A 19,292-nucleotide genomic window follows, 5' to 3' on the forward strand; every position below is an offset into this window, starting at 1 on the left:
CCTCATCATCGCCGGGCCCGCCGACACCCGCGCCGGGGGCACGCCGGGCCGGTACGTTGCAGACGTGACCGACGAGGCGACCGAGCAGCACACGGCCCCGACCGCCCCGCGCCACTGGGAGGCCGACGTCCTGCTGCGCGACGGCCGCACGGCGCACCTGCGCCCGATCCGGCCCGAGGACGCCGACCTGCTGGTCGAGTTCTACGCCCGGGTCTCGGACGAGTCGAAGTACTACCGCTTCTTCACCCCGATGCCGCAGCTGTCGGCCCGCGACGTGGTGCGGTTCACCCAGGTGGACCACCACGACCGGGTGGCGTTCGTGCTCACCGTGGCGGAACGCATGATCGCGGTCGGCCGCTACGACGTGGTCGGGGACGGCGAGGCCGAGGTCGCCTTCCTGGTCGAGGACCGTCACCAGGGCCGCGGCATCGCCCAGCTGCTGCTCGAGCACCTCGCGCAGGCGGGCCGCGAGCGGGGCCTGTCCCGCTTCAGCGCCGAGGTGCTGCCCGACAACCAGCGGATGGTCCAGGTCTTCCGCGACGCCGGCTACCACATGGCCTCCGGCTACGAGGACGGCGTGATCCGTCTCGAGTTCGGCATCGACCCGACCGAGACGGCGATCGGGGTGATGGAGCAGCGGGAGCACCGCGCCGAGTCGGCCTCCATCCAGGCCTTCTTCCACGCCCGGTCCGTCGCCGTGATCGGGGCGAGCCGCCGCTCCGACACCATCGGGCAGACCCTGGTCCGCAACCTGGTGACCGGCGACTTCACCGGCCGCGTGTACGCCGTGAACCCGGGCGCCAAGGCCGTGTCGGGCATGCCGGCGTACGAGTCGGTGACCGACATCGACGACCCCGTGGACGTGGCGATCGTCGCGGTGCCCGCCGACAAGGTGGAGGAGGTCGTCCTCGACTGCGCCGGCAAGGGCGTCCACGGCCTCGTGGTCATCTCCTCCGGCTTCGCCGAGACCGGCGACGAGGGCCGGCAGCGCCAGCGTCGCCTGGTCGGCCTGGCCCGCTCGTACGGCCTGCGGCTGATCGGCCCGAACTGCCTCGGCATCATCAACACCTCGCCGGACCACTCGCTGAACGCGTCGCTGTCGACGGTGATGCCGCCGCGCGGCCGCGCCGGCTTCTTCTGCCAGTCCGGCGCGCTGGGCACGGCCATCCTGGAGAAGGTGCAGAACCGCGGGCTCGGGCTGTCGACCTTCGTCTCGGCGGGCAACCGCGCCGACGTGTCGGGCAACGACCTCCTGCAGTACTGGCAGGACGACGACTCCACCGAGGTCGTGCTGCTCTACCTGGAGTCCATCGGCAACCCGCGCAAGTTCTCCCGCATCGCCCGGCGGGTCTCGCGCCGCAAGCCCGTGATCGCCGTCCGCTCCGGCCGTTCCAGCCAGGGCGTCCCGATGGGCCACGCCGTCCGCACCATCGCCGCCCCCGGGCAGGCCGTGGACGCCATGTTCCGCCAGGCCGGGATCATCCAGGTCGACACGCTGGAGGAGATGTTCGACGTCGCCCAGCTCCTCGCCCACCAGCCGCTGCCGGCGGGCGGCCGGGTGGCCGTGGTCGGCAACTCCGACGCCCTCGGCCTGCTGGCCACCGACGCCGCGGCGGCCGTGAACCTGTCGGTGACCCGCAGCCTGTCCCTGGGCGCGGACGCCACCGCCGAGGACTTCGAGGACGCCCTCGACGAGGCCATCGACGACCCCGAGGTCGACTCCGTGGTGGCGCTCTACGTGCCCCCGCTCAACGTCTCCGGCGAGGACGTCGCCAACGTGCTCGCCGCCGTGGGGGAGCAGTCCGACAAGCCGCTGGTGTCGTCGTTCCTCGGCGCCGAGGGGGTGCCCGAGCTGCTGCGGGTGCCCGACGTCGCCGGCTCGACCGCGGGCCGCGGCTCGGTGCCGTCGTACCCGGCCGTCGAGTCCGCGGTCCGCTCGCTCGCCTGCGTCGTCGGGTACGTCGAGTGGCTGCGCGGCGCGGAGGACGACCACGCCGAGCACGACGCCCAGACGGTCGCGGCGGACGACCAGCCGGCCGACGGCGAGGACGAGATCGACGCCAGCACCGCCAAGCGGCTGGTCAACCAGGTCCTTATCGACTCCCCCGAGGGGCGCGAGCTCACCCGCGACGAGCTGCGCACCCTGCTCGGCGCGTACGGCGTCGAGCTGAGCCGGTCGGCGCGGGTCGACGACCTGTCCCAGGCCCTCGACGCGGGCGAGCGGATGGGGTGGGACGTCGTCCTCAAGGCCACCGCGGAGCGCCTGCGCCAGCGCCCCGACCAGGCGCACGTGCGTCGCGGGATCAACTCGCCCGAGGAGATGCGCGAGGCCTGGCACTCGCTGACCGCGCTGCTGACGGACCCCGAGGACGCCGGCTTCGTCGTCCAGGAGACCGCGCCGCCGGGCGTGCCCGTCGCCATCTCGAGCACCGAGGACCCGCTGTTCGGGCCCGTCATCTCGTTCGGCATCTCCGGGCCGCTGACCGAGCTGCTCGGCGACAAGGCCTACCGGATCCCGCCGCTGAGCCGCCGCGACGCGGCCGCGATGGTGCGCGAGGTGAAGGGTGCGCCGATCCTGTTCGGATACCGGGGCAGCGAGCCCGCGGACGTCGACGAGATCGAGCGCCTGCTGCGCCGCGTCGCGGGCCTGCAGAACGACCTCCCGCAGCTGCAGGCGGTCGACCTGCCTCTCGTGCTGGTCGGCACCGAGGGCGCCCGCGTCCTGAACGCCTCCGCCCACGTCGCCCCGGTCGTCGACCCGCGCTCCGACTGGTTCGTGCGGCGGCTCTCCACCATGCCGGGCGACACGCTGCAGGACTGAGCCGGCCGGTCACGGGCCGGGCGCCCCGGGCGCCCCGGGCGCCCCGGGCGCCCCGGGCGCCTCACACGGCCGGCGAGGGCTGCTTCGGGTCGGTGGCCCTGTCGGACGTCGCCGTCGCGGCGGCGGGCCGGCCGAGGGCGAGGACGGCGACCGCGGCGACCACCATCGGCACGAGGAAGACGACGAAGAGGCCACGTCCGCCCATGCCGGTGGCGAGCAGCCAGCCGGCGATGGTGGGCGCGAGGATGGCGCCGAGGCGCCCCACCCCGACGGCCCAGCCCACGCCGGCGCCGCGGATGGCCGAGGGGTAGCGCGTCGCGACGACGGCGTACATGCCGGCGATCGCGGCGTTGGTGAAGAAGCCGACCAGGGTCGCGGCGGCCAGCGCGGGCACGGCCTGGCTCAGCGCCAGGGAGAAGACGACGAACATCACGGCGCCGCCGAGCAGGGCGCCCGCCTCGACCAGCTTCGCGGGGACCTTCACCGCCACGGCCGCGAAGACCAGTGCGCCGAGCACGCCCCCGACCGAGAGCAGGACGCCGCCGTAGATGCCCTGCTGCTCCGACAGCCCGGCGCCGGCGAGCAGCTGCGGCGTCCACGAGTTCGCGAAGTAGAACGACGCCATCACGCAGAAGAACGCGACCCAGATGAGCACGGTGGTGCGGCCGAGGTCGCCGCGGAACATGTCGGCCAGCCGCGCGCGGGCGACGGTCTCCTCGGGCGGCAGCGCGTCGACGGGTGCGCGGCCGATCCGGCGCAGCACGCCGTTGACGCGGTCGAGGGCGTCGGCAGGGCGTCGGACCACGAGGTGGTGGACGGACTCCGGCACGAAGGCCAGGGTCAGGAGCAGGCCGGTGAGGCCGAAGGCGGCGCCCAGCCAGAAGGCCGCGCGCCAGCCGTACGCCGCGATCAGCGGGGCGGCGAGCAGCCCGCCGATGGTGCCGCCGAGGGCGTAGCCCAGCGAGTTCAGCGTGATCGCGGGCTCGCGCCAGCGGGCGGTGCAGAACTCCGAGACGAAGGTGCTGAGGTTCGGCAGCATCGCGCCGATCCCGAGCCCGGTGAGGAACCGGAGCACCCCGAGCGCGGTGGCCGACGGCGCCAGGGCCGAGGCCGCCATGAGGACCGTGATGAGGCTCAGGCTCGCGATCGTCACCGGACGCCGTCCGACGCGGTCGGCGAGGGGTGCGAGACCCACCGAACCGATGGCCATGCCGACCAGGCCGGCGGACAGCAGCAGCCCGAGACCGCCCGGGCCGAGACCGAACTCGGCACTGACGGAGGCGCCGGTGAAGGCCATGACGAGGATGTCGAAGCCGTCGACGACGTTGAGGAAGATCGCGACGACGACGGCGGTCGTCTGGCGTCCGGTCATGCGGCCGTGGCTGATGACGTCGCGGACGTCGGTGGGTGTGGTGCTCATGGTGCTCCTGGATCGGTACTGGATCGGTCGGTCAGGGGAGGTCGAGGGTGAGGACGGCGGCGCCGGCACTCGCACGGTCGTCACCGCGCGCGGCCCGGGAGACGCAGGTGCACATCCGGCGGGTGGTCCGGTGCTCGTCGGCGGAGAAGAAGACGTCGCGGTGGTCGACGTGGCCGTCGACGTCCACGACGTCGACCTGGCACAGCCCGCACTCGCCCTTGCGGCAGTCGTACATCATCTCGACGCCGGCCTCGGCGAGCGTCTCCAGCACGGTGGAGTCGGCGCGGACGGTGCGGGTGAGGCCGAGACGGGGGACGACGACCTCGAACTCCTCGGGGGTGAACCACCCCGACGACCCGAACGTCTCGAACCGCAGGTGGTGGGTGGGCAGCCCGGCGTCGGCCCAGGCGCGCCGCACCGCGTCCATGAGCCGGATGGGGCCGCACATGTAGAGCTCGGTGTCGTGGCCGGCCGGGTGCGCCGCGATCTCCGCGACGAGCGTGGGGACGTCGAGGGGGGTGCCCTCGTCGTCCACGTGGATCCGCGCCGCGTCGCCGTGGCGCTCGACGACGTCGTCGAGGTAAGCCATGGCGCCGCGGGTGCGGCCGGCGTACACGAACGCGTGGTCGGCGCCGCGGCGGGCGAGGATCTCGCCCATCGCGAGCAGGGCGGTGATCCCGACGCCGCCGGCGAGGAGCACCTGGCGGGCGTGCCCGGGCCGCAGCTCGAAGTTCTGCAGCGGCTGCGTGCAGCGCAGGCGGTCGCCGGTGGCGAGGGCGTGCATGTGGCGCGACCCGCCGCGGCTGTCGGCGACGGCCAGCACCGAGAGGCTGACCTCGGTGGCGGTCTCGTCGGAGGAGACGATCGAGTACGACCGGACGTCCCGGCGCCCGCCGCCCAGGTCGACCTCGACGTCGAGGTGGGAGCCGGCAGGCGCGCGGCGGGGCTCGCGGGCCCCACGGCGCAGCGTGATGCGCCGGATCCCGTCGGCGACGTCGACGGCGGCCACGACCTCGGCGTCGCCCCAGCGGGGCCGGGCCTCGGCGACCACGTCAGCCCGCCCGGGTGAGGTCGGTGGGCCGGTCGGCGGGCTCGTCGAGGCGTCCCTCGGCGCGCAGCATCGCCTCGAGGATGCGACGCACCCACATGCCGCCGGCGTCGATGTTGAGGCTGTAGAACTCGTAGTCCGGGTGCGCGTCGATGGCCCTCTGCTGCGCCGTGAGCATCGCCTCGTCCTCGGCGAAGACGCCCTCGACGCCCTGGCGCAGCTGGGTGGTGATGAGCTGCGACTCGAGGCGGTAGTTGCGCATGAACGCCCAGAAGTAGTGGCAGCTGCGGTCGGTCTCCGGGGTGATCGTGTTCATCACGTAGCCGTTGACGCCCTGCGAGCGGTCGCCCTCGGGCGCACCGGTGCCGGCCTTGGCGACGCCGACGTCGATGCAGATCGTGGACGGCGCCCGGTAGTGGATGATCTGCCAGCGGTCGACCCTGCCGGTGAAGTCGGGGAACTTGTCGCGCATGTTCTTCGCCCAGAACGGCGGCGGGTCGATGTCGCGCATCCAGCGTGAGACGGTCACGGTGTCGCCGTCGTGCGTGGTGTCGAACTCCGACTCCGACAGCTCGGCCTGCCCGATGCTGCTGCCGTGCACGAACTCCTCGTGCGTGAGGTCCATGAGGTTGTCCAGCACCAGCTGGTAGTTGCAGGGCGCCTCGATGAGCAGCCCGTCGCCGGCCCACTCGGGGGAGTCCATCTGGCTCATGTCGGGGACCAGGTCGGGGTCGGCCTTCTCGGCGTCGCCGACCCAGACCCACACGTAGCGGTACCGCTCGACCACGGGGTACGACGGCACGGCCGCGGACGGGTTGACGGTCTGCTGGGCCGGCATCGACGTGCAGCGGCCCGACGCGTCGTACCGCAGCCCGTGGTACGGGCACTGGATGCCGCCCTCGGGGGTCAGCTCGCCCATCGACAGCGGTGCCAGGCGGTGCCAGCAGGCGTCGGCGAGGGCCGCGGCGCGGCCGTCGGGGGTGCGGAAGAGCGCCAGCGGGCGGCCGGCGACGGTGCGCGCCAGGGGCTTCCGCGCGGTGACCTCGTGGTCCCACGCGGCGACGTACCAGGCGTCGAGCGGGTGGGGGAAGATCTTGGCGGTGGTGGTCCGGTGCTGGTCCAGCACGCTCACGGCGGCTCCTCGGTGACGGTGGGTCGGGTGACGGTGGTCACGACTGTGACCGCCGCCACGGGCCCCCCGGAACCGCAGATTTCACTCAGTGAAAGACGACTCGAAGCGTACGGCGACCTCGTCGTACGCCGACCCGCCCAGCTCGCGGGTCACCGACCGCGCCGCGGTCCGCACCGCTGCGGCCAGCGCCGGGACCTCCGCGCCCTCGGCGAGCACGACGAGCGACAGGGCGGCCAGGACCTCACCGGCCCGGTCACGGACCGGCGCCGCGACCGACAGCGCGTTGTGGGTGACCATCCGGTCGCTCACGGCGAAGCCCCGCCGGCGGACGTCGGCGAGGAGCAGCCGCAGCCGTGCGGGGTCGGTCACCGTGTGCTCGGTGTAGCGGGGCAGCGGCCCGGCCAGGACGGCCTCCCGCACGTCGTCCGGGGCGTGCGCCAGCAGCACCAGGCCCACCCCCGGCGCGTGCAGCGGGAACCGGGAGCCCACCCGGGTCATCACCGGCACCGCGAAGCGGCCGGCGATCCGCTCGACGAAGACCAGCTCGGCGCCCTCGCGGACGGCCAGCTGGACGTTCTCCCGGGTCACGACGTACAGGTCCTCGAGGTAGGGCAGGGCGGCCTCCCGCAGCCGCTGGCCGCGGGGAGCCAGCGAGGCGAGCTCCCACAGCCGCAGCCCCACCCGGTAGCGGCCGTCGGGCAGCCTCTCGAGCGCTCCCCAGGCGACGAGCTCGGCGAGACGGCGGTGCGCCGTGGGGGTGCTGACCCCCGAGCGGCGGGCCAGGTCGGCCAGGCTCAGCACCGGGTGGTCCCGGTCGAACGCACCGAGCAGCGCCAGCACCTTCGCGGTGACGCTGCTGGCCGGGCTGCTCGTCGGGACGGCGTCCACGGAGCCCATCCTGCCCGAGTTGCGTCGCGCCGAAGCGGGTTGACAGGGTCGTCGGCGAGACGGGGCCGACCCGGGGACAGGCCCCGTGCGCCCGCGTCCGGAGAGGCGGCGGGTGCCGACCAGCCACGGACACGAGACCCCCACCGGGGCCGCACGACCGGGAGCCACGACGACCGGGGGCGGCCTGCGCGCCGACGTCGAGGGGCTCCGTGGGGTGGCCGTCGGGATGGTGCTGCTCTACCACCTCGGTCTGCCCGGCCTGGGCGGCGGCTTCGTCGGCGTCGACGTCTTCTTCGTCGTCTCCGGCTTCCTCATCACCTCGCTGCTGCTGCGCGAGATCGACCGCACCGGCTCGGTGTCCCTGCGCGCCTTCTACGCCCGCCGCGCCCGCCGGCTGCTCCCCGCCGCGAGCTTCGTCCTCGTCGTGACCGCGGTGGCCGGTTGGTGGGTGCTGCCCGGCTCGGCCCACGAGAACCTCGGTCGTGACGTCGCCTCCTCGGCGCTGTACGTCGTGAACTGGGAGCTCGCCGGACGCTCCGTCGACTACCTCGCCGAGGGGGAGAGCCCCTCGGTGCTGCAGCACTACTGGTCGCTGGCCGTCGAGGAGCAGTTCTACGTGCTCTGGCCGCTCCTGGTCCTGCTCGCGCTCGCGGTCGCGCGTCGTCGTGGGCTGCGGGCACGGCCGCTGCTGCTCGGGGCGGTGTCGGTGGTCGGGCTGGCCTCGTTCGGCTGGTCGGTGCACCTGACCGCTACCGACCCGGCGGCGGCGTACTTCGTCACCACGACCCGGATGTGGGAGCTCGCGATCGGCGCCGCACTGGCGTTCGCGGTGCCACGCCTGGGCTCGCTGACGCCGCGGCTCCGCGCCCTGGTCGCGACCGCCGGCCTCGCGGCGGTCGTCGCCGGCGGGCTGGCCCTCAGCCCGGCCACGGCCTGGCCCGGCTCGGCCGCGCTGCTGCCGACGCTCGGCGCGGCGGCGATCATCGCCGCCGGCACCGGCGGGCCGACGGCCGGGGCCGCGCGCCTGCTCACCTGGCGCCCCCTCGTCGCCCTGGGCGGGATCTCGTACGCCCTGTACCTGTGGCACTGGCCGCTGATCGTCCTCGCCCGCGCCTGGCACGGGCCGCTGGGCTGGTTGGACTCGGTCGCCCTGGGCCTCGCCGCGTTGTCGCTGGCCTGGTTCACCGGCCGGCTCGTGGAGGACCCGCTGCGCTTCCGCCCCCGGCTCGTGCGCCGCGCCGGGACGACGCTGCTCGCCGCCGCCCTGGTCACCACGGTGACCGCGGGCACGGGGGTGGCGCTGGTCCGGACGGTCCCGGCGTTCGTCGTCCCCGACGGCGCGGACGCGCCGGGCGCCCGGGCCCTCGTCGACGACCCCTCCGCCCGGCCGTGGCGCGTCAACCGGGACCCCGGCCGCTTCTATTCCACCGAGGGTCGCGTCCTGCCCGACCCGTCGGTCGCCAAGAAGGACGGCCTCCTGCGGCGCTGCCAGGTCAGCCGGGACGTCACCGAGCCCCGCCTGGGCGGCGAGTGCACCTTCGGCGACGTCGACTCCGATGAGCGCGTGATGCTCCTCGGGGACTCCAAGGCGGGCCAGTGGTTCCCCGGGCTCGAGCGCATCGCCGAGCGTGAGGGCTGGCGCCTCGACGTGCACCTGAAGTCGTCGTGCCCGGTGTCGCGCACCGGGGTCGAGCGGATGTGCACCGACCACACCGACGCGCTGCTGGCCGAGATCGCCGACGACCCACCGGACCGCGCGATCCTGTCGCAGCACCTCGGCAAGGGCCAGTACGACCACGACGACCGCGGGCTCGAGGAGGCCGTGGGGGAGGTCGTGGACGCCGGCGTCGAGGTGCTGGTGCTCGCCGACAACCCGGCACCCCCGACGGACGCCACCTTCGCGTGCGTCGAGCAGCACCCCCGGGCGTACGACGCGTGCGCGTTCGACCGGGACGACGCCCTGGCGAGGAGCGGGACGCCGCGGCTCACCGCGCTGGCCGAGCGGCTCGGCCTGCCGGTCGCCGACGTCAACGAGTGGATCTGCCCTCCCGGCGTCGGTGCGCGCGGTGGGGAGTGCCCCGCGGTCGTGGCCGGCACCCTGGTCTACCGGCAGGGCAGCCACCTCACCGGGACCTACGTCCGCTCGCTGACGCCGATGCTGCACCGGGAGCTCGCACGCCTCGGCTGGGCCGACACCCCGGCCGCGGAGATCCGCCTCGGCCGACGGTGAGGGCCCGGGTGGGCGGCCCGGGGGCCCGCGGCCGACGTGGCAGACTCCCACGCATGCGCAGCCGCACCGCGGGGGACCGCGCCGCCGAGCTCCGGGCGGCCATCGACCAGACGGGGTACTACCCCGACGTCGTCGGTGACGGCGTCCGTGCGGCCGTGGCCGGCGAGGAGGTCACCGCCTTCTACGTCCACCACGAGCCGACGTTCGACCGCGACGAGGTCCGCCGCCACATCACCGTCGTGGCGCTGACGCCGACGCGCATGATCCTCTGCCACACCGACGAGCACGCCGGCGACGACCTGCTCCCCGAGCCGTACACCTCGACCTCGACCGAGGCCATCCGGCTCTCCTCGGTCCGCTCCGTCGTGGTGACCCGCATGATCGCCAACCCCACGGGCGGCCCGAAGCCCCCCGCGGAGGCCGTCGTCACCGTCGGGTGGGGCGGCGGCGGGCGGGTCGACCTCGAGCCCGCCGGCTGCGACGACCCGGAGTGCGACGCCGACCACGGCTACACCGGCGTCATCGCCCCCGACGACTTCTCGCTGCGGGTCTCGGCCGCGGCCGACGGTGGTGACGCCGTCCCGCGCCTGCTGGCCTTCGCCGAGGCGCTGTCCGCCGCGACGCACCAGCAGTGACCGACCTGCCGGGGGCCGGGGGCGCCGCCGACGAGCTGGTCGAGCCCCGGTACGGCGACCGCACGCTGGGTGACGTCCTGCCCGCGGTCGCCGCGGGCCTCGGGCTCGATCCCGACGTGCTGGGGGAGGCCCCGGCCGGGCTCGCCCTGCCGCCGTCCACGGCGTACGTCGTCCTGCTGATCGACGGCCTCGGGGCCCGCTTGCTCGAGCAGCACGCCCACCTCGCGCCGTACCTCTCGGCGCTGCCCGACGCCACCGGGACCGGGCCGGGGGCGACGGCCGGCGTGCCGTCGACGACGGCGACGAGCCTGACCTCGCTCGGGACGGCGCTGACGCCCGGCACGCACGGCGTGGTGGGGTTCACCTCGCGGATCCCGCACACCAAGCGGCTGCTGGAGGCCCTGCGCTGGGACGACGCGGTCGACCCGCGGGAGTGGCAGCCCCACCCCACGGCCTTCGAGCGGCTCGCCGAGGCCGGCGTGACCACGACGACGGTGAACCAGCGTGCGTTCCGCCGCTCAGGCCTCACGGTCGCCGGTCACCGGGGCGCGGAGTGGGTCGGCGCGGACAAGACCGGCGAGCGGATCGCGGCCGTCGCGACCGCGGCGGCCCGGACGCCGTCGGTCACCTACTGCTACGACGGCGACCTGGACTGGGTGGGGCACCGTCACGGCGTCGACTCCGACGCCTGGCGCGCCCAGCTCGTGGCCTGCGACGCCGACGCGCAGCGCCTCCGGGCGGCGCTGCCGCCGCGTGCGACGCTCGTCGTGGTCGCCGACCACGGCATGATCGACGCCCCCCAGGCCTCCCGCGTCGACGTGGCCGCGGTCCCGGCCCTCCGGGAGGGCGTCGACCTGCTGGCCGGCGAGGCCCGCTTCCGGCACCTCTACGTCCGCCAGGGCGCCCTGGACGACGTCGTCACCGCCTGGTCGGCGCACCTGGGCGACGGTGCCCTCGTGCTGCCGCAGGAGGAGGCCGTGGCCCGCGGCTGGTTCGGGCCGCCCGGCACCTCCCTCGACACGGACGTGTCCCCCCGGGTGGGCGACGTCGTGGTCGCCTGCCGGGGGGACGTGGCCGTGTTCGACTCCGACCGCTTCGCCTACGAGACGCGGCTGGTCGGGCTGCACGGCTCGCTCACCGCGACCGAGATGCTCATCCCGGTGCGGGTGGACTGAGCCGGCCCGCCCGGCCCTCCTGGCACGTCCTGCTCGGTGGTCGTGGTGCTCAGCGGTCCTGGCGGCTGTCCAGGACGGCGAGGTCCTCGCCGAGGGTGACGTCCCACTCGGTGCCGTCGGCCTCGACGACCTCGACCTCGTAGGCCTCCGGGGTGCCGTCCCGGACGTCGTCCGAGCGCTCCACCGAGACGGCCTCGCCGCTGCCGACCTCCTCGACCGCCGCCGCCTCGACGCGCTCGCGCTCGCCGCCGGTCACCGGGCGGTCGTCGGCGTCCGGGGTGTCGGTGGTGTCGCTGGTGTCGGTGGTGTCGTCGTACCGGTCGTCGCCGTCGTCGTCGGCGTCCTCGCGCTCGCGGGTGACGACCTGGAGGTCGTCGTCCAGGCTGATGCTCCACTCGACGCCGGTCGCGTCGAGGACGTCGACCTCGTAGGCCTCACCCCGGTCGTCGCTGGTCTCGGCCTCGAGCACCTCGCCGCCGCCGACGGCGTCCAGCGCGGCGGCGCCGACGCGGTCGCGGTCGCCGCCGGTCAGGGGGCCGTTGTCGCCGTCCGCGGCGTAGGCGACGCCCGCGCCGCCCAGGCCGAGGACGGCGACGGTCGCGACGGCGGGGATCCAGACGCGCTTGCGGGTGAGGGTATGCTTCGCGGTGGTGGTGTTCATGATCGGGTCCTCTCGGGTGGGGTCCGTGCTGATGACCCCTACGTTCGACCGAGGTCGCTGAACCGGACCTGAAGCCGCCTGAAGACCCGTTCAGGAAGGCCGGGTCGTGGGCAGGCGGACGACGAAGCGCGCGCCGCCGAGCGGCGAGGTCTCGACCCACGTCCCACCGCCGTGGCGGCGGACGACGTCGGCCACGATCGCGAGCCCCAGGCCGCTGCCGCCGGCGTCGCGGCTGCGCGCCTCGTCGAGGCGCACGAACCGCTCGAAGACGCGCTCCCGGTCACCCTCGGCGACGCCGGCGCCGTCGTCGTCCACCCGGAGCAGGGCGCCCTCGGGCCGCTCCTCGGCGCCGAGGGCGACGCGGGAGGTGGCGTGCCGGGCCGCGTTGTCGACGAGGTTGCGGACCACCTGGCCCAGGGCCACGGGGTCGCCCAGCACGCGCACCGCGCCGACGCCGGACGCGTCGACGGTGACGGCGCCCACCCGCGTCAGGCGGGTGGCCTCGGCGAGCAGGAGGTCGTCGAGGTCGACCTCGGTCTGCGGCGCCCGGCGCCCCTTGTCGGCGCGCGTCAGCAGCAGCAGCGACTCGACGAGCCGCTGCATCCGCACCGTCTCCTCCAGGGTCGCCTCGGCGAGCTCGCCCTCGTCCATCGCGCCCGGGTGGGCGGTCGCGACCTCGGCGGTCTGACGCAGGCTGGCCAGCGGCGAGCGCAGCTCGTGGGAGGCGTCGGACACGAAGCGCCGCTGCTTCTCGGCGGAGTCCTCGAGCCGTCCGAGCATCCGGTTCATCGTCTCGGCGAGCCGGTGGACCTCGTCGCCGGACGGCGGCACGGGCACGCGGCGGTGCAGGTCGTCACCGCCGATGGCGTCGGTCTCCGCGCGGATCCGCTCGACGGGTCGCAGCGCCCGGCCGGTGACCACCCAGGTGGTCGCGCCGACGACGAGCAGGACGGCGGGCAGGCCCAGCGCGAGCAGCGGGACGAGCGCGGCGACGGAGTCGTCGACCTCCTCGGCGGGGACGGCGACGGTGACGACGTACTCGCTGTCGTCGCCCGTCTCGGCGTCGGTGGTGACGACGACCCAGTCGCCCGGCACGCCGGCCACGCGGGTGGCGCCGTCGTCGAGGGGGAGCCCGGCCGGGAGCCCGGTGGTGGCGACGACGAGGCCGCCGTCGACGGTCGCGACCTGCTCGAGCACGTCCTCGGACAGGTCCTCGGCCCGCTCGGCGGGCTCGTCGTCCTCGTCGGGGTCGGGGGCCTCCCCGAGGACGTCGGGCGGCCCGGAGGCCTCGACCTGCGCGGCGAGCGCCTCGGCCCGCTGCTCGGCGTTCGTCTCGAGGCCGTCGGTCAGCGAGTCACGCAGCAGCGCCACGAGGACGACGGCACCGAGCGCGAGGGCGACGGCCACGACCAGGACGGCCGCGGCGGTCGTCCGGGTGCGGACGGACGCGCGGGCGAGGACGCCCGGGCGCTCAGCCACCGTTGCCCGCCAGCCGGTAGCCCGCGCCGCGCACGGTCTGGATCGCCTCCCGGCCGAACGGGCGGTCGATCTTGTTGCGCAGGTGGCGGACGTAGACCTCGACGATGTTCGGGTCGCCGAGGAAGTCGTCGTCCCAGACGGAGTCGAGGATCTGGCGCTTCGAGACGACGTCGTCCGCGTGCCGCAGCAGGTGCTCGAGCAGCGAGAGCTCGCGCGAGGTCAGGTCGAGCGGCGTCTCGCCCCGCCAGGCGCGGCGGGCGGCGGGGTCGAGGGACAGGTCCCCGGCGCGGAGCACCGTGGGGCGCGCCCGGGCGCCGCGGCGGGACACGGCCCGCAGCCGGGCGACGAGCACGGGGAAAGAGAACGGCTTGGTCAGGTAGTCGTCGGCCCCGGTGTCGAGCCCCTCGACCTGGTCCCACTCGCCGTCCTTGGCGGTGAGCATGAGGACGGGGGTCCAGTTCTCCTCGGCGCGGAGCGTCTCGCAGACCTTGTAGCCGTTGACGCCGGGCAGCATCAGGTCGAGGACGATCGCGTCGTAGTCGTTCTCGCGGGCGTACCAGAGCCCGTCGGTGCCGTCGTGGGCCACGTCGACGGCCATGCCCTCGGCCTCGAGGCCCACCTTCACGGCGCGGGCGAGCCGCACCTCGTCGTCGACGACGAGCACGCGCACGACGCACCTCCTGGTCCGGGAACACCCCATCGTCCCGGACCCGGGCTGAACGCCGGCTGAAGACCCGCGAGGGCCGAGCGCGGCGACCACCGAGCGGTGGTCGCCCTCAGAGGTAGTTCTGGCCGTGCGCCTGGTTGCCGATGTTCTTCGAGTGGTGCTGGTGGGCGTCGAGGCCGTGGCGGGCGTCCGGGCTCGGGGTCGCGCTCGGGTCGGGGGCGTGGCCGGACCCGGTGGCGAGGTCGCGCTTCAGGCGCGACGTGCGGCGCCAGTCGTAGGCGAAGTACGCCACGACGACCACGACGACGGCGAGGCAGATCCAGAGAAACATGCGGTACCCCCGTACCTCGAGGGGTGCCCGAACAGCGCCCCCGGAGGACCAACCTAGCCGAACGGCAGTGGATCGGCTGTGAGCGAGGTGGCGCGGGCGCGGGCGGCGGTGAGTCGTCGGCGGTGGTGACGACGGCACAGCACCTCGTACGCGACCTCCGGCTCGTCGTCGGCCGACGGCGGCGCCGGCTCGACGTCCCCGACGACGATGACCTCGCCGTCGGTGACCATGACGCCGTCCTCGGTGCGGGCGTTGTGGGTGGCGCGCTCCCCGCACCAGCAGAGGGCCTCGACCTGGAGCGTCAGCATCCGGTCGGCCAGCTCCACGAGCCGGGCGGTGGCGGGGAAGAGCCGCCCGCGGAAGTCCGTGAGGATCCCGAACGCGAAGACGTCGATCGACAGCTCGTCGACGACCTTCGCGAGCTGGTCGACCTGGTCGGGGGCGTAGAACTGGGCCTCGTCGCAGATGAGGTAGTCCACGCGGCCACCCGCGGTGAGCAGGCCGACGACGTGGTTCCAGAAGTTCAGGTCCTCGGTGACCTCGGCGGCGTCGTGGGTCAGGCCGAGCCGGCTCGACAGCGTCGCCGTGCCGGCGCGGTCGTGGGCGGTGAAGATGCGTCCGACCCGGCCCCGCGAGCTGTGGTTGTGGTTCGTCTGCAGGGCCAGGGTCGACTTGCCGGAGTCCATCGTCCCGGTGAAGAAGAGGAGGTCCGCCACGGGCGGCGATCCTTCCACACACCACGGGTCCGATACTGGCGGCGTGGAAGCGAGGTATCCGGGCACCTGCCCCGCCTGCGGCGGCGCGGTCTTCCCCGGCGACACGATCGTCCGAGCGAGCGCGAAGGACCCCTGGGTGCACGAGGGGTGCCGGACGACGGCCGCCACGACGCCACCGGCGAAGGCCGGCGCGAGGACGTCGAAGGCGGGCCGCTCGCGCTTGCAGCGCGACGCCATGAGCGAGCCGACCGGCGCCGTCGAGGTCTTCACCGACGGCGCCTGCAAGGGCAACCCCGGCCCCGGCGGCTGGGCGTGGGCGCGTGACGAGCACACGTGGGACTCCGGCCATGAGGCCGCCAGCACCAACCAGCGGATGGAGATCCGCGCGGCGTACGAGGCGGTCAAGGCGCACCCGGGGCCGCTCGTGGTGGTCAGCGACTCGACGTACGTCGTGAACTGCTTCCGCGACGAGTGGTGGAAGGGCTGGCGTCGCCGCGGCTGGGTGAACGCCGCGAAGAAGCCCGTGGCGAACCGCGACCTGTGGGAGCCGTTCGTCGACCTCGTCGCCGAGCGGCTGGACGGCGGGGAGCCCATCGCCTTCCGGTGGGTCAAGGGCCACTCCGGCGACCGCATGAACGACCTCGTCGATCGTCTCGCCGTGGAGGCCAGTCACCGCGCTGGCTAGTGTCCCCACCTAGTGTCGTTGCATGGACTACAGGCACCTCGGCAACAGCGGTCTCAAGATCTCCGAGATCACCTACGGCAACTGGCTCACCCACGGTTCGCAGGTCGAGAACGACGTCGCCACGCAGTGCGTGCGCGCCGCCCTCGACGCGGGCATCACGACGTTCGACACCGCGGACGTCTACGCCAACACCCAGGCCGAGACGGTGCTCGGCGACGCCCTCAAGGGCGAGCGGCGCGAGTCGCTGGAGATCTTCACCAAAGTCTACTTCCCGACGGGCCCGAAGGGCCCGAACGACACCGGCCTGTCGCGCAAGCACATCATGGAGTCCATCGACGGGTCGCTGACGCGCCTGCAGACGGACCACGTCGACCTCTACCAGGCCCACCGCTACGACTCCTTCACCCCGCTGGAGGAGACGATGCAGGCCTTCGCGGACGTCGTCCGCGCGGGCAAGGCGCACTACATCGGCGTGTCCGAGTGGACCGCCGACCAGCTCCGCGCCGGTGTGGAGCTCGCGCGAGACCTCGGCTTCCAGCTGGTGTCGAGCCAGCCGCAGTACTCGATGCTGTGGCGCGTCATCGAGGACGAGGTCGTGCCCACCAGCCGCGAGCTGGGCGTCTCCCAGATCGTCTGGTCGCCGATCGCCCAGGGCGTGCTGTCGGGCAAGTACAAGCCGGGCGAGGACCTGCCGGAGGGCTCCCGCGCCACCGACGAGAAGGGCGGCGCCGACATGATCAAGCGGTACATGCGCGACGACGTCCTCGAGCGCGTGCAGCAGCTGGTCCCGATCGCGCAGGAGCTCGACCTGACCATGGCGCAGCTCGCCGTGGCGTGGGTGCTGCAGAACGACAACGTCGCCGCCGCGCTGATCGGCGCCTCGCGGCCGGAGCAGGTCCACGAGAACGTCGCCGCCTCCGGCGTGACGATCCCCGACGAGCTGATGAGCCGCATCGACGAGGCCCTCGGCGACGTCGTGGAGCGCGACGCCTCGAAGACCGCCGAGCAGACCCCGAAGGAGCGGTTCAGCTGAGCGGCCCGCTGGTCTCCGTCGCCGACCTCGCCGACCTGATGTCGGCGGGGCCGGTGACGCTGCTCGACGTCCGCTGGCGGCTCGGCGCGACCGACGGGCGCCAGCAGCACGAGGCGGGACACCTGCCCGGCGCGTCGTACGTCGACATGGACGAGGCCCTCGCCGACCACACCGTCGTCGACGACGCGATCAGGGGAGGCCGGCACCCGCTGCCCGACCCCGAGCTCTTCGGGTCGTTCATGCGGGCCCTCGGCGTACGACGTGACGTGCCGGTCGTCTGCTACGACGACGTCGGCGGCACCTCCGCGGCCCGCGCGTGGTGGCTGCTGCGCCACCACGGCCACGAGTCCGTGGCGGTGCTCGACGGTGGGTACTCGGCCTGGGTCGCCGAGGGCCGGCCCGTCGAGACCGGGCCCGGGCCCGAGAAGGAGCCGGGCGACTTCGAGCCCGGCCCCGGCGTGATGCCGCTCGCGGAGCCGGACGACCTCCTCGACGGCCGCGTCGTCCTCGACGCGCGGCCGGGGGAGCGGTTCCGCGGGGAGAGCGAGCCGGTCGACCCGGTCGCCGGCCACGTGCCCGGCGCCCGCAGCGCCCCGGCCGCCGAGAACCTCGGCGAGGACCAGCGGCTGCGGCCGCTGGACGAGCTGCGGGAGCGGTACGCCGCGCTCGGGGCGCTCGACGGCGACGAGGTCGCCGTCTACTGCGGCTCCGGGATCACCGCGACGCACGACGTCCTCGTGCTGGAGGCGCTCGGCCGCACGGCGGCGCTCTACCCGGGGTCGTGGAGCCACTGGGTGACCGACCCCGACCGACCCGTGGAGGTGGGACCGTGACCGACCCGTCCAGCCACACCGACGACCCGGACCTGAGGAAGCTCGGGCTCGGGACCGCCGCCCTTGGCCGCCCGGAGTACATCAACCTCCACACGCAGGTGGCCGACGACCTCGGGGACTCGCGGTTCGACCGCGAGGCCCTCGAGCGCCACGCCCACCGCGTGCTCGAGGCGGCGTGGACCGCGGGCGTCCGCCACTTCGACACGGCCCGCTCGTACGGCGCCGGCGAGGCGTTCCTCGGTTCCTGGCTCGCCGCCCACCCCGGGCGCCGGGAGGAGATCCGGCTGGGATCGAAGTGGGGCTACACCTACGTCGCGGACTTCCGCCCCGGGGCCGACGTCCACGAGACGAAGGACCACTCGCTCGAGACGTTCGAGCGGCAGTGGGCGGAGACGCTCGAGGCGCTGGGCGGACCGCCCGACCTGTACCTCGTCCACAGCCTGACCTCGGACTCCCCGGCCCTCGACGACCGCGCGCTGCTGGCCCGGTTGGGCGAGCTGCGCGCGGACGGCGTGCGGGTCGGCCTGTCGACGAGCGGCCCCGACCAGGGTGACGTCCTGCTGCGGGCGCTGTCGCTGCCGGACTGCCCGTTCACGACCGTGCAGGCGACCTGGAACGTGCTGGAGACCTCGGTCGAGCCCGCCCTCGCCCGGGCCCACGACGCGGGCTACCTCGTCGTCGTGAAGGAGGCCCTGGCGAACGGCCGCCTCGCGGACTCCGACGAGCAGGCCGCGCAGGCGCTGGCCGCGGCGATGGCGCTGCCGTACGTCGACGTCGTCCTCTCGGGCGCGAGCAGCGTGGAGCAGCTGCGCAGCAACCTCGCCGCGGCGTCGTACGAGGGGGAGGCGTTCGACCTCCCGCCCGAGTCGCCGGAGGACTACTGGGCGACCCGGAAGTCGCTGGCCTGGTCGTGACGCCTGGTGGTCGAGGACCCGATGCCGAACGTCCACGACGTCGGCCGGCGGGATCATGGGTAGGACGCGACGGTCGGTCTACGTCCTGAGGTTGAAGGTGGCTTCGCCGTCGGTCCAGCGGGTGTCGTAGCGGGGGTCGTGGGCTCGTCGGTGGTGGTGGGGGCAGAGCAGGGCGACGTCCGCAAGGCGGGTGGTGCCGCCCTTCGCCCAGGCGTGGAGGTGGTGGCCGTCGCACCAGGCGGCGGGGATGGTGCAGCCGCGGGCCTGGCAGGTGTGGTGGGCGATCTCGGCGGCGCGGCGGATGGCGCCCTCGATGAGGCGGCGGGAGCGGCCGGCGTCGAGGATGACCGACGTCCCGGACAGCACGTAGGGGTGGATCCCCGCGTTGCACGCCAGGCGGCGTGCCTGCTCCAGGGTGATGTCGACGCCGGTGGTGGTGGTCGCGAACCCGGCGTGCTCGAGGTCGTCGCGGAGCTTCTCGGCGTCGATGAGGACCGCGACGGTCACGGCGTTGCCGTGGCGGTGGGGCAGGTCGGTGGTGTCGAGCTTCTCGAGCAGGGTGCACAGGGCCTGTCCGCGGCGCTCGGGGCCGGTGAGGTGCTGGCCGTCGACCGCGGGCTCCTC

The 19,292-nt window shown here is 74.3% G+C and carries 18 protein-coding genes; 8 read left to right on the forward strand and 10 right to left on the reverse strand.

What is annotated here, in order from left to right; all coding sequences use genetic code 11:
• Nucleotides 1–64: 64 nt before the first annotated feature.
• Nucleotides 65–2,821 carry a bifunctional GNAT family N-acetyltransferase/acetate--CoA ligase family protein gene (locus MJ876_RS17680; RefSeq protein WP_240238392.1) on the forward strand — a complete coding sequence of 919 codons (2,757 nt, stop codon included), beginning with the start codon at nt 65–67 and terminating at the stop codon, nt 2,819–2,821.
• A gap of 61 nt (nt 2,822–2,882) precedes the next feature.
• Here the strand turns inward: MJ876_RS17680 and MJ876_RS17685 are convergent, their stop codons facing one another.
• The 4 genes from MJ876_RS17685 to MJ876_RS17700 form a co-directional block, all read right to left on the reverse strand.
• Nucleotides 2,883–4,241: an MFS transporter gene (locus tag MJ876_RS17685; RefSeq protein WP_240238393.1), complete on the reverse strand. Its 1,359-nt coding sequence runs from the start codon at nt 4,239–4,241 to the stop codon at nt 2,883–2,885.
• Nucleotides 4,242–4,272: 31 nt separating this feature from the next.
• Entirely contained in the window at nt 4,273–5,292 is a 1,020-nt protein-coding gene (locus tag MJ876_RS22345) for a PDR/VanB family oxidoreductase (RefSeq protein WP_240238394.1), read from the reverse strand.
• A gap of 1 nt (nt 5,293) precedes the next feature.
• Nucleotides 5,294–6,421 carry an aromatic ring-hydroxylating dioxygenase subunit alpha gene (locus MJ876_RS17695; protein WP_240238395.1) on the reverse strand — a complete coding sequence of 376 codons (1,128 nt, stop codon included), beginning with the start codon at nt 6,419–6,421 and terminating at the stop codon, nt 5,294–5,296.
• 81 nt (nt 6,422–6,502) lie between these two features.
• On the reverse strand, nt 6,503–7,309 hold the full coding sequence (locus MJ876_RS17700; RefSeq protein ID WP_240238397.1) for an IclR family transcriptional regulator: 807 nt from the start codon (nt 7,307–7,309) through the stop codon (nt 6,503–6,505).
• 112 nt (nt 7,310–7,421) lie between these two features.
• On the opposite strand from MJ876_RS17700, the gene MJ876_RS17705 reads away from it, so the two are divergent.
• The 3 genes from MJ876_RS17705 to MJ876_RS17715 are packed head-to-tail and all read left to right on the forward strand — an operon-like array spanning nt 7,422 to nt 11,349.
• Complete coding sequence (locus MJ876_RS17705) at nt 7,422–9,539, forward strand: acyltransferase family protein (RefSeq protein WP_240238399.1); 2,118 nt, start codon at nt 7,422–7,424, stop codon at nt 9,537–9,539.
• Nucleotides 9,540–9,592: 53 nt separating this feature from the next.
• Nucleotides 9,593–10,174 carry a DUF5998 family protein gene (locus tag MJ876_RS17710; RefSeq protein WP_240238401.1) on the forward strand — a complete coding sequence of 194 codons (582 nt, stop codon included), beginning with the start codon at nt 9,593–9,595 and terminating at the stop codon, nt 10,172–10,174.
• Nucleotides 10,171–11,349, forward strand: coding sequence for an alkaline phosphatase family protein (locus tag MJ876_RS17715; RefSeq protein ID WP_240238404.1), 1,179 nt, complete (start codon nt 10,171–10,173; stop codon nt 11,347–11,349). The genes MJ876_RS17710 and MJ876_RS17715 overlap by 4 nt, the downstream gene beginning before the upstream one ends.
• Nucleotides 11,350–11,398: 49 nt before the next feature.
• Here MJ876_RS17715 and MJ876_RS17720 read toward each other — a convergent pair whose 3' ends face one another.
• From MJ876_RS17720 to MJ876_RS17740, 5 genes are all read right to left on the reverse strand, one after another.
• The gene (locus MJ876_RS17720) at nt 11,399–12,010 is read right to left on the reverse strand and encodes a hypothetical protein (protein WP_240238406.1); all 612 of its coding nucleotides are present in this window, start codon (nt 12,008–12,010) and stop codon (nt 11,399–11,401) included.
• A 90-nt stretch (nt 12,011–12,100) separates the two neighbouring features.
• Nucleotides 12,101–13,489: a cell wall metabolism sensor histidine kinase WalK gene (locus tag MJ876_RS22350; RefSeq protein WP_240238408.1), complete on the reverse strand. Its 1,389-nt coding sequence runs from the start codon at nt 13,487–13,489 to the stop codon at nt 12,101–12,103.
• Complete coding sequence (locus MJ876_RS17730) at nt 13,482–14,159, reverse strand: response regulator transcription factor (protein WP_240238410.1); 678 nt, start codon at nt 14,157–14,159, stop codon at nt 13,482–13,484. The genes MJ876_RS22350 and MJ876_RS17730 overlap by 8 nt, the downstream gene beginning before the upstream one ends.
• Nucleotides 14,160–14,265: 106 nt before the next feature.
• Nucleotides 14,266–14,487 carry a hypothetical protein gene (locus MJ876_RS17735; protein WP_240238412.1) on the reverse strand — a complete coding sequence of 74 codons (222 nt, stop codon included), beginning with the start codon at nt 14,485–14,487 and terminating at the stop codon, nt 14,266–14,268.
• A 53-nt stretch (nt 14,488–14,540) separates the two neighbouring features.
• On the reverse strand, nt 14,541–15,203 hold the full coding sequence (locus MJ876_RS17740; protein ID WP_240238414.1) for a thymidine kinase: 663 nt from the start codon (nt 15,201–15,203) through the stop codon (nt 14,541–14,543).
• 43 nt (nt 15,204–15,246) lie between these two features.
• Here MJ876_RS17740 and MJ876_RS17745 point away from each other — a divergent pair, with 43 nt between their 5' ends.
• From MJ876_RS17745 to MJ876_RS17760, 4 genes are read left to right on the forward strand one after another with little or no spacing between them, the layout of a single operon-like run.
• Complete coding sequence (locus tag MJ876_RS17745; RefSeq protein WP_240238416.1) at nt 15,247–15,888, forward strand: ribonuclease H; 642 nt, start codon at nt 15,247–15,249, stop codon at nt 15,886–15,888.
• 22 nt (nt 15,889–15,910) lie between these two features.
• The gene (locus MJ876_RS17750; RefSeq protein ID WP_240238418.1) at nt 15,911–16,921 is read left to right on the forward strand and encodes an aldo/keto reductase family protein; all 1,011 of its coding nucleotides are present in this window, start codon (nt 15,911–15,913) and stop codon (nt 16,919–16,921) included.
• Nucleotides 16,922–16,929: 8 nt separating this feature from the next.
• Complete coding sequence (locus MJ876_RS17755) at nt 16,930–17,754, forward strand: sulfurtransferase (RefSeq protein WP_275695259.1); 825 nt, start codon at nt 16,930–16,932, stop codon at nt 17,752–17,754.
• Nucleotides 17,751–18,668 carry an aldo/keto reductase gene (locus tag MJ876_RS17760; protein ID WP_240238420.1) on the forward strand — a complete coding sequence of 306 codons (918 nt, stop codon included), beginning with the start codon at nt 17,751–17,753 and terminating at the stop codon, nt 18,666–18,668. The genes MJ876_RS17755 and MJ876_RS17760 overlap by 4 nt, the downstream gene beginning before the upstream one ends.
• Before the next feature lie 78 nt (nt 18,669–18,746).
• On the opposite strand, the gene MJ876_RS17765 is transcribed toward MJ876_RS17760, so the two are convergent.
• On the reverse strand, nt 18,747–19,292 hold a 546-nt coding region (locus MJ876_RS17765; protein ID WP_240238421.1), incomplete at its 5' end, for an HNH endonuclease signature motif containing protein.

The sequence above is a fragment of the Nocardioides sp. CFH 31398 genome (assembly GCF_022436705.1).
GTDB lineage: Bacteria > Actinomycetota > Actinomycetes > Propionibacteriales > Nocardioidaceae > Nocardioides.